The organism is Rhizobium sp. M1 (assembly GCF_002531805.1).
GTDB classification, from domain to species: Bacteria; Pseudomonadota; Alphaproteobacteria; order Rhizobiales; family Rhizobiaceae; genus Rhizobium; species Rhizobium etli_C.
Window position 1 is genome coordinate 220,284 of sequence record NZ_NWSW01000008.1, and the last position, 9,617, is coordinate 229,900.

Consider the following 9,617-nt stretch of genomic DNA (forward strand, 5'->3'; position numbering starts at 1 on the left):
TTTGGTTAAGCATTTGTAATTCGGTCACGAATCGCGGCATATAGTAACTGCGCAACTGAAGCGCTTTCGTTCAAAATTGCGCAGTTACCTGGGAAAACGATCATGCAGCCGAGTCTTGCTCTTCAAGACGATCAAGAGCATCTCCCGTCGCTTCTGGCAACAGATGCGAAGGAGTTGTCCTATCAACTTCAGCAGCATCAGGCGAAAATCTTTCCGCCGCTTTCCCAGAAGACGATCAGGACCTTCTCGCCGGCGGAAGCCGCAGCCTTCATCGGCATCGGTGAAGGTTATCTCAGGCAGGTCGCTGCGGATGGCCACGGGCCCGATCCGCTCGCAAACGGACGTCGGCTTTACAGCGCAATCGACATGGACCGGATCCGCCGAGTTCTCGACGAGCGAAACGGGACGCCGAAATATGTGCCGGCCCGCAGGCCTGGAGAAAAGCTCCAGATCGTCTCCGTCATGAATTTCAAGGGCGGCTCGGGCAAGACCACCACGGCGGCACATCTGGCGCAGTTCATGGCTCTCCGCGGCTATCGCGTGCTTGCCGTCGACCTCGATCCGCAGGCGTCCTTATCTGCCTTGTTCGGCCATCAGCCAGAGTTCGACGTCGGCGAAGGCGAGACGATTTACGGGGCGATCCGATACGAGGCACCACGCCCGATCGCGGATATCGTGCGCGCCACCTACACGCCCAATCTGCATCTCATTCCGGGAAATCTCGAATTGATGGAATTCGAGCACGAGACGCCGAAGGCGATGGCGTCGGGGACGGCGGAGACGATGTTCTTTGCCCGTATCGGCGAGGTGTTGACGGAGATAGAAAGCCTTTATGATGTCGTCGTCATCGACTGCCCGCCGCAGCTGGGATTCCTGACGATGTCGGCGCTCTGCGCCGCAACCTCCGTTTTGATCACGGTCCACCCGCAGATGCTCGACGTCATGTCGATGTCGCAGTTCCTGACGATGACGAGCGAGCTGATGTCGGTCGTCGAGAAGGCCGGCGGCCGCACCAGCTACGACTGGATGCGCTATCTCGTGACGCGGTTCGAGCCGAATGACGGCCCGCAGAGCCAGATGACCGGCTTCATGCGGGCGATCTTCGGCAATCGCATGCTCCACAACGCCATGGTGAAATCGACGGCGGTCTCCGACGCCGGCGTCACCAAGCAGACCCTCTATGAGGTCGAGCGGTCGCAATTCACGCGCGGAACCTATGACCGGGCGCTGGAGTCGCTGAACCTCGTGAATGGCGAGATCGAAGCGCATATTCGCTCCACCTGGGGAAGGAGATAGAAATGGCGCGCAAGAATCTCATCGAAATCTCCGCTCCGAGCCCGGCAAGGGTGGAAGCGGTCGCGCCACGCGACAATCGTCCGATCGCCGGCTTCGTGCCGCAGGAGCGTGTCGGCGCGCCGGTCGGCGGCATTACCAAGACGCTCGGCAACATCACCGAGAAAATGGAACGGGCGAGCGAGCTGGAACGGCAGCTTGCGGCGGGCCAGATGATCGTCGAGCTTGATCCCGGCCTGATCGACGCTTCCTTCGTCAGCGACCGTCTGGCGATCGACGCGGCCGAACTGGCCGAGCTTGTCGAGCAGATCCGCGAACACGGGCAGCAGGTTCCGATCCTGGTGCGTCCGCATCCCGAGACGAAGGGGCGCTATCAGGTTGCCTACGGCCATCGCCGTCTGGCAGCCACCAGAGAGATCGGCATCCGCGTGCGCGCGGTGGTTCGCGATCTCACCGACGGCCAGCTGGTTGTCAGCCAGGGACAAGAAAACAGCGCCCGGACCAACCTTTCCTATATCGAGCGCGCGCTCTTCGCGTGGCGGCTCGAGGAACGCGGCTTCGGGCGCGACACCATCATGGCCGCTCTCAGCGTGGATAAAGCGGCGCTGTCGAGAATGCTGATCGTCATGCGGCAGGTGCCCTTGGAACTGATCAACGCCATTGGCGCTGCACCCGATATCGGTCGCCGGCGGTGGCTGGAGTTCGGAGAGCGGCTCGAAGGCGCCGATATCGGCAAGATCATCGCCGAGTTGTCCGCGGACGACGCCCGCAAGATGTCGAGCGACGAGCGGTTTCACCGGGCGTTCGCTTTGGCGACGAAGAAGACGCCGGCGCCGAAGCCGGCGGCGGCCAAATCCGAAGTCAGCGGCGTGCCTGTGATGATCAAGAAGACAGCATCCGGCGCCACTTTCGTCTTCGACGGCAAGACCGCGCCCGGCTTCGATCAATTCGTCCAGGAAAGGCTGCAGGGCCTGTTCCTGGAGTTCAAAAAGCACAGAGGAGCGTAGCGCGCAAAAGAAAAAGGCCCCCAACGACGCCGTCGTGGAAGCCCTTCTCAGATCTTAAGCACATCGAGAATCGCATTTCCACGAATCACAGTCAAGCGTCTTAGGCACCAAATTGGTGGATGGTTTTCTTTTGCCTGAACGAAGGTGAAGGCAAATGGAGAGTGGATATGTGACGACGCCCTTTGGGCGGCGGCCGATGTCGCTTGGCATGCTGGCAAGCCAGCAGCTGGCCGAGACGATCGAGCCGGGGATGAAGCGCAGCAAGTGGAAGCTGTTTCGGGCGATCTGCGAGGCGCGCCCGGCGCTTGGCGTGACCGATCGGGCGCTGACGGTGCTCGACGCGCTGCTGACCTTCTATCCCGATGATGAAATCTCCGAGGAGAAAGGCCTGATCGTCTTTCCCTCGAATGCACAGCTTTCGCTGCGCGCCCGCGGCATGACGCCGGCGACGCTGCGACGTCACCTTGCCGTCCTGGTCGAGGCCGGTCTGATTGTGCGCAAAGACAGCCCGAATGGAAAGCGCTATGCCCGCCGCGACAGGGCAGGGGCGATCGGCGAGGCCTTCGGTTTCAGTGTCGCGCCGCTTCTCGCCCGCGCCGTCGAAATTGAAAACCTCGCGGCCCAGGCGATCGCGGATCGGGAACTGTTGCGAGCGACCCGGGAACGGCTGACGGTCTGCCGGCGCGATATCTCCAAGCTGATCTCGGCGGCCATCGACGAAGCGGTTCCCGGCGACTGGGAGCAGATGACGATGATCTTTCGCGATCTTGTCGCCAGGATTCCGCGGGTGGCGGGCATCGAAGAACTGACCGCGGTGCTCGACGAGATGGAGCTGCTGCGCGACGAAGCCGTCAACCTGCTGGAAAGACATATTAAAAGAGAAAAAATAGACGCCAATGAGTCTCAAATTGAGCGTCACAAACAGAATTCAAACCCCGATTCCACCTATGAACTTGAACCAAGCTTCGAAACGAAGCCGGGCGAAAAGGCAGTGACAACCAATGACGGGATGGCCGAGCCGTCAGATGAGCCAAGGCTGAAACCGCCGAGGCCTTCCGCCCGACCTGGTGGCAATACGCCGGGTGCGGCCAATCCTGTTGCCGGCCACAGCTTGAAATCCTTCCCGCTCGGCCTTGTCCTGCAGGCCTGCCCCGCCATTCTTGACTACGGTCCCGGCGGAATGATCGGCAATTGGCGCGACCTGATGTCGGCCGCCGTCGTTGTGCGCTCGATGCTCGGCGTCAGCCCCTCGGCTTATGAGGAAGCCTGTGCCGGCATGGGGCCGGAAAACGCCGCCACTGTGATCGCCTGCATCCTGGAACGAGGAGGCCATATCAACTCGCCCGGCGGTTATCTTCGCGATCTCACCCGCAGGACCGAAAGGGGCGAATTTGCGATCGGCCCGATGTTGATGGCGCTCGTCAGGGCGAATGGCGGGGTAAGGCGAAATGCCGGCTAATGGACTTCGGCGACAACGCAGTCGGTTGGCCCGTCCGGCAAACCTTACTCTAATCGCCGGCTTGTTCGCAGATCTGGTGCGAGAGGTGCCGCGCGCGTTGCCATCTCCCGCTGAAGCGGAGTTCCGTATCTGTCAGCGCGGGGCCGCAGTGCTTTCTCGCAGGATCAGCTCGACCGGCCATAATTCGTGGATCTCCTCGGCGGCGCGTCCCGCAATAAGCTGCAGCGTCAGCTCGGCGCAACGTGTGCCCGCAGCACGCATGGAGGATCGCGTTGTCGAGAGTGACGGCACCATATTTTCGGCCGTCAGATAAGGGAAGACGTCGTCATGGGCGATAACGGAGACGTCCCGCCCGACCGTCATCCCAAGCGAGCGGATGGCGCGGTAAACGCCAAGCGCCGTCATCGTGGAGCCGGCGACGATGGCGGTCGGCGCATTCGCTCTCTCGAGGAAGGAGCGGGCATGGCGAAAGCCGCTCTCGTCGGAGAATTTATCGCAGACCATCATGTTGGGATCGGCGATGAGTCCACGCTCCTGATGGGCAATCCGAAAACCCTGTTCGCGATGGATGGAATAGGTCTTGCCCCTGAGGCCGTTGATCATGGCGATGCGGCGGTGCCCGAGATCGAGCAGGTGTTCGGTGGACCTGCGCACGGCACCTTCATTATCGATGTCGAGCCAAGCATGAACGTGCTCGGTGTCCGAGCGGCCGTGAACCAGGAAAGGCACGCCGAGGCTGTTCAGCATCTCGATCCGAGGGTCCTGGGGGCGTGGCGAATGAATGATCACTGCATCCACCCGGCGGCTTTCGACCAGGCGTCGATAGGCCTGGATCTCGTCGTCATCATTGTGTGCGGTGATGGGTGTGATGAGAATATCCGTATCGGCCGTTTCCAGGCGCTGCGCCATTCCCGACACGAATTCAGCGAAATGAATTTCTCCCGAACGTCCCATCATAACGCCTATCGCTCCGGCTCGTCCGGTCTTCAGGCGCACGGCATTGATGTCGGGACGATAGCCGAGCCGCATTGCTTCGCTTGCAACCCGGGCGCGCGTGGCTTCGCTCACCTCCGGGTAGCCGCTGAGCGCACGGCTGACCGTCGTCGGAGAAAGCCCAAGCTGCTTTGCGAATTCACGAAGTTTCATCGGTGTCTTCTTTATCTGGGCAATCAATGGACGATGTGTTGGCGGTACGCAACGGGCAAATATCCAATTCAAGTATGATTGAAATCGATTTCAAATTTGGCGGCTGGATGCGTCGCGTGCAAAGGCCATAGGTTTTCTTTTAAAGTGTATATAGTGTTGGAATTCGCGTAATCTGCAACTGAAAAGTGTTCAATTGGCGTATTGACGCGGCCAAGGCCTTCTGCAATGTTCTGCGAGCCAAATCGATTTCAATTTCTGGGAGGAGATCATGAAACAGTTTGCATTAGGCTTTTCCGCGCTCGCAGTCGCCATCGCAGTCGCCGGTCCGATCCGTGCCGCCGAGATTTCATTTGCCGCCAACACCACGGGGAAAAACGTCGAATTCCTCAACAAGCAACTCGCAATTTTCGAGAAGGAGACCGGCAATCAGGTCAAGCTCGTCACCATGCCGTCCTCGAGCAGCGAGCAGTTCTCCCAATATCGCCTGTGGCTCGCCGCTGGAAACAAGGACATCGACGTCTATCAGACCGACGTCATCTGGGCGCCGCAGCTTGCCGATCAGTTCATCGATCTCAAGGAGGCCACCAAGGATGTGGCCGGCCAGTTTTTCCCGTCGATTATTGCGTCGCAGACCGTCAATGGCCGGCTGGTGGCGCTGCCGTTGTTTACCGATGCGCCGGCGCTGTTTTACCGAAAGGACCTGCTGGAGAAATACGGCAAGCAGCCGCCGAAGACCTGGGACGAAATGGCCGCAACCGCCAAAGAGGTTCAGGACAAGGAACGCCAGGCCGGACAGAAGGACCTCTGGGGCTACGTCTTCCAGGGCAATTCCTATGAAGGACTGACCTGCAATGCGCTGGAATGGGTGAAGTCGTCGGGCGGCGGCCAGATCGTCGAGCCGGACGGGACGATCTCGATCAACAACGAGAAGGCGGCAGCAGCGCTTGACCGCGCCAAGAGCTGGATCGGCACGATCTCACCGCCCGGCGTGCTCGCCTATCAGGAAGAAGAATCGCGCGGCGTCTGGCAGACAGGCAACGCCGTCTTCATGCGCAACTGGCCCTATGCCTATTCCCTCGGCAATGGCGCCGACAGCGCCGTGAAGGGCAAGTTCGACGTCATGACGCTGCCGGTCGCGGCCGCCGGCGACAAGCCGTCCTCGACGCTTGGCGGCTGGAACCTTGCGGTTTCGAAATATTCCGAAAAGCAGGACGCGGCCATCGCGCTCGTAAAATTCCTGGCATCGAAAGAGGTTCAGAAGGCGCGTGCCGTCGAGCTGTCCAATTTGCCGACATTGACCGACCTTTATGACGACAAGGATGTTGCCGCCGCACAGCCCTTCATGCCGAACTGGAAACCGATCTTCCAGGACGCGGTGCCGCGTCCTTCGGCGACGGCCAAGGTGAAGTACAACGAGGTGTCTTCGAAGTTCTGGACGGCGGCGCACAACACGCTGTCCGGCAGCGGCTCGGCTGCCGAGAACCTCGAGCTTCTCGAAGCCGACCTAACGACCCTCAAGGGCGACGCCTGGTGAGGTTTCCGACCGGCGGCCTCAGGCCGCCGGTCCAGTCTTCGGACGAGCGAACGGGGGTAGGCGTTTCATGACCGAAATCGTAGTTCCGCAAGCAGTTGAACCAAGGGTTTCCATTCTCAGAGCCTCTACGGAGCTGCGATCCGAGCGCATTCGATCGGCCTGGCTGTTTCTGGCGCCGACGCTGCTGATCCTGGCAATCGTCGCCGGATGGCCGCTGTTCAGAACGATCTATTTCAGCTTTACGAATGCGTCGCTCAACGATCTTGGCAACGCTCGGTTCGTCGGCTTTGACAACTATCTGTCGTGGGTGACGCTGAAGAGCGGCAGGACCGTCTATCGCGGGCTGCTCGCCGATCCGGTGTGGTGGAAAGCCGTCTGGAACACTGCCAAGTTCACCCTCCTCTCGGTCGTGATCGAGACCGTGCTCGGGCTGATCGTCGCCCTGGTGCTCAACGCGCAGTTCGTCGGGCGCGGCATTGTTCGAGCCGCAATCCTCATTCCCTGGGCGATCCCAACGATCGTCTCGGCCAAGATGTGGGCCTGGATGCTCAACGACCAGTTCGGTATCCTGAACGACATCCTGCTCGGCTTCGGCCTTATCACTGAGAAGATTGCCTGGACCGCCAATCCTGAGACAGCGATGGTCGCGGTGCTGATCGTCGACGTCTGGAAGACGACGCCCTTCATGGCACTGCTGATCCTTGCCGGACTGCAGATGGTTCCCGGAGACATTTATGAAGCTGCCAAGATCGACGGCGTCAATCCGGTCAAGGTTTTCTGGCGTCTGACGCTGCCGCTGATCCGGCCGGCCATCATGGTTGCCGTGATCTTCCGGATGCTGGATGCGATGCGGATCTTTGATTTGATTTATGTCCTGACGCCGAACAATGCACAGACGAAGACCATGTCGGTCATGGCGCGCGAGAACCTGTTCGACTTCGACAAGTTCGCCTATGGCGCCACCGCATCGACGGTGCTCTTCCTGATCATTGCCTCCGTCACCGTCTTCTATATCTGGCTCGGCCGCGTCAGGCTCGGCGGGGAGGAACGCTGATGCTGCTGTCGATCGCCAAGAATACGCTCTTCTACCTGCTCGTCACGGTCATCGTCATCATCGCGGTCTTTCCGTTCTACTATGCGATCCTCACGAGCCTGAAGACCGGCACGGCCCTTTTCAAAGTCGATTATTGGCCGACTTCGATCTCGTTCGGCAGCTATACGTCCGTAATGGGCCAGGGCGGGTTCGTCCGCAGTCTTGCAAATTCCGCGATGATCGCCTGCGTCGTGGTTTCAGCGTCGCTCCTGCTTTCGGTCACCGCCTCCTTCGCCTTGGCACGGGTGCACTTCCGCGGACGTGCGCTGTTGATGCTGACCATCCTCTCGGTGTCGATGTTTCCGCAGATTGCCGTCCTTGCCGGCCTCTTCGAGCTCATTCGCTGGATCGGCATCTTCAACACGCCCTTCGCGCTGATCTTTTCCTACATGATCTTCACGCTGCCCTTCACCGTCTGGGTGCTGACGACCTTCATGCGCGAATTGCCGATCGAGATCGAGGAGGCGGCGATCGTCGATGGCGCTTCGCCATGGGTCATTGTTACCCAGGTGTTCATGCCGTTGATGTGGCCGGCGCTGGTGACAACAGGGCTGCTCGCCTTCATCACTGCGTGGAACGAGTTCCTTTTTGCGCTGACCTTCACGTCGTCGGATACGCAGAGAACCGTCCCGGTCGCCATCGCCCTGCTTTCGGGCAACAGCGAGTTCGAAATCCCCTGGGGCAACATCATGGCGGCTTCGGTGATCGTCACCGTGCCGGTTGTGGTGCTCGTTTTGATATTCCAGCGCCGGATCATTTCGGGGCTGACCGCCGGCGGCGTCAAGGGTTGAGGGAGTAGGAATGGCAGAGATACGACTGGAGAACATCCGCAAGAGCTTCGGCGCTTTCGAGGTGATCAAGGGCGTGACGATGGACATCCGCCGCGGCGAGTTCATGGTCTTCGTGGGGCCGTCGGGATGCGGCAAGTCGACGCTGCTCAGGCTTATCTCCGGCCTCGAGGACATCACATCGGGAGCGCTCTCCTTCGACAACGTGATGGTGAACCAGCACGCGCCCTCGAAGAGAGGGATCGCCATGGTGTTCCAGTCCTACGCGCTTTATCCGCATATGACGGTTTTCGACAACATGGCTTTCGGCATGAAACTGTCGGGACGCACCAAGGACGAATGCCGGAAGCGTGTCGAACAGGCGGCCGGCATGCTGCAGCTCTCATCTTACCTCGAGCGCCTGCCGCGGCAGCTTTCCGGCGGACAGCGTCAGCGCGTCGCAATCGGCCGGGCAATCGTTCGCGACCCCAAGGTCTTTCTTTTCGACGAGCCGCTGTCCAATCTCGATGCGGCGCTTCGCGTCGCAACGAGGCTCGAAATCGCCAAGCTTCATCGCAGCATGCACAATACGACGATGATCTATGTGACGCATGATCAGGTCGAGGCCATGACGCTCGCCGATCGGATCTGCGTGCTGCGGGACGGTGTCGTCGAGCAGATCGGCACGCCGCTGGAGCTTTATGAAAGCCCCAATTCGCTTTTCGTGGCCGGCTTCATCGGCTCGCCGAAAATGAATTTCCTGTCGGCCGGACTGGCAGAGCCCTATGGCAGCCATACGATCGGCGTGCGCGCGGAGCATGTTCGCATCGCGCCCGAGTCGCCGGTTTGGAGCGGCACGGTCATCCATTCGGAAATCCTCGGCTCCGACAGCTTCGTCTATGTGGATATCGGGGCAGACGAGCCGCTGATCGTGCGCGAGGCCGGTGTCTCCCGTCACGAGCCGGGCCAGACGCTCGGCCTTGCCCCGCTTGCCGGCCACATCCACCGCTTCGATCGTTCGGGCCGGGCGCTCGAGCGTCAATCCATGCAGGCTGCCTGACCTTCCCAGGATCGATGTTCCTCCCAAGACTCGATCCGTTTTGATGACAAGGAGAAAACGACGTGACCATACGCACCGTTGTGTGGGGTGAAAACATCCACGAGAATACCAATGAGATCGTCCGGGGCATCTATCCCGAGGGCATGCACACGGCGATTGCCAATGCGCTGAACAGTGATCCCACCATCTCGGCGACGACGGCGACGCTGCAGGAGCCGGAGCATGGGCTGAGCGAAGCCCGGCTTGCCGAGACCGATG

At 60.3% G+C, this 9,617-nt stretch carries 8 protein-coding genes and 1 pseudogene; 8 read left to right on the forward strand and 1 reads right to left on the reverse strand.

What is annotated here, in order from left to right:
* Nucleotides 1-102: 102 nt before the first annotated feature.
* The 3 genes from repA to repC all read left to right on the forward strand — a co-directional run bounded on the left by repA (nucleotide 103) and on the right by repC (nucleotide 3,759).
* Complete coding sequence (repA, locus tag CO655_RS10005) at nucleotides 103-1,296, forward strand: plasmid partitioning protein RepA (RefSeq protein ID WP_040112154.1); 1,194 nt, start codon at nucleotides 103-105, stop codon at nucleotides 1,294-1,296.
* Between the two features lie 2 nt (nucleotides 1,297-1,298).
* Nucleotides 1,299-2,300 (forward strand): plasmid partitioning protein RepB, encoded by a 1,002-nt coding sequence (repB, locus tag CO655_RS10010; protein ID WP_097607699.1) that lies wholly within the window; start codon nucleotides 1,299-1,301, stop codon nucleotides 2,298-2,300.
* A gap of 154 nt (nucleotides 2,301-2,454) precedes the next feature.
* Nucleotides 2,455-3,759, forward strand: a complete 1,305-nt coding sequence (gene repC, locus CO655_RS10015; protein WP_097664530.1) for a plasmid replication protein RepC — start codon at nucleotides 2,455-2,457, stop codon at nucleotides 3,757-3,759.
* A 132-nt stretch (nucleotides 3,760-3,891) separates the two neighbouring features.
* On the opposite strand, the gene CO655_RS10020 is transcribed toward repC, so the two are convergent.
* Entirely contained in the window at nucleotides 3,892-4,905 is a 1,014-nt protein-coding gene (locus CO655_RS10020; RefSeq protein WP_097664531.1) for a substrate-binding domain-containing protein, read from the reverse strand.
* A gap of 268 nt (nucleotides 4,906-5,173) precedes the next feature.
* Between CO655_RS10020 and CO655_RS10025 the strand changes: the two genes are divergently transcribed.
* From CO655_RS10025 to CO655_RS10045, 5 genes and pseudogenes are all read left to right on the forward strand, one after another.
* The gene (locus CO655_RS10025; RefSeq protein WP_097664532.1) at nucleotides 5,174-6,439 is read left to right on the forward strand and encodes an ABC transporter substrate-binding protein; all 1,266 of its coding nucleotides are present in this window, start codon (nucleotides 5,174-5,176) and stop codon (nucleotides 6,437-6,439) included.
* A 67-nt stretch (nucleotides 6,440-6,506) separates the two neighbouring features.
* Nucleotides 6,507-7,493 (forward strand): sugar ABC transporter permease, encoded by a 987-nt coding sequence (locus CO655_RS10030; RefSeq protein WP_097664533.1) that lies wholly within the window; start codon nucleotides 6,507-6,509, stop codon nucleotides 7,491-7,493.
* Nucleotides 7,493-8,323 (forward strand): carbohydrate ABC transporter permease, encoded by an 831-nt coding sequence (locus CO655_RS10035; RefSeq protein ID WP_097664535.1) that lies wholly within the window; start codon nucleotides 7,493-7,495, stop codon nucleotides 8,321-8,323. Before CO655_RS10030 ends, CO655_RS10035 begins: the two co-directional genes overlap by 1 nt.
* A 10-nt stretch (nucleotides 8,324-8,333) precedes the next feature.
* Complete coding sequence (locus CO655_RS10040; RefSeq protein WP_097664536.1) at nucleotides 8,334-9,359, forward strand: ATP-binding cassette domain-containing protein; 1,026 nt, start codon at nucleotides 8,334-8,336, stop codon at nucleotides 9,357-9,359.
* 62 nt (nucleotides 9,360-9,421) lie between these two features.
* Nucleotides 9,422-9,617 (forward strand): annotated as a pseudogene (locus CO655_RS10045) (trehalose utilization protein ThuA); the annotation flags it as partial.

Excerpts from the sequence above, each read along its gene's own strand:
- CO655_RS10020 (WP_097664531.1), bottom strand. The coding sequence starts at position 4,905 with ATGAAACTTCGTGAATTCGCAAAGCAGCTTGGGCTTTCTCCGACGACG.
- CO655_RS10030 (WP_097664533.1), top strand. The coding sequence starts at position 6,507 with ATGACCGAAATCGTAGTTCCGCAAGCAGTTGAACCAAGGGTTTCCATT.
- CO655_RS10040 (WP_097664536.1), top strand. The coding sequence starts at position 8,334 with ATGGCAGAGATACGACTGGAGAACATCCGCAAGAGCTTCGGCGCTTTC.
- CO655_RS10025 (WP_097664532.1), top strand. The coding sequence starts at position 5,174 with ATGAAACAGTTTGCATTAGGCTTTTCCGCGCTCGCAGTCGCCATCGCA.
- repB (WP_097607699.1), top strand. The coding sequence starts at position 1,299 with ATGGCGCGCAAGAATCTCATCGAAATCTCCGCTCCGAGCCCGGCAAGG.
- CO655_RS10035 (WP_097664535.1), top strand. The coding sequence starts at position 7,493 with ATGCTGCTGTCGATCGCCAAGAATACGCTCTTCTACCTGCTCGTCACG.
- repA (WP_040112154.1), top strand. The coding sequence starts at position 103 with ATGCAGCCGAGTCTTGCTCTTCAAGACGATCAAGAGCATCTCCCGTCG.
- repC (WP_097664530.1), top strand. The coding sequence starts at position 2,455 with ATGGAGAGTGGATATGTGACGACGCCCTTTGGGCGGCGGCCGATGTCG.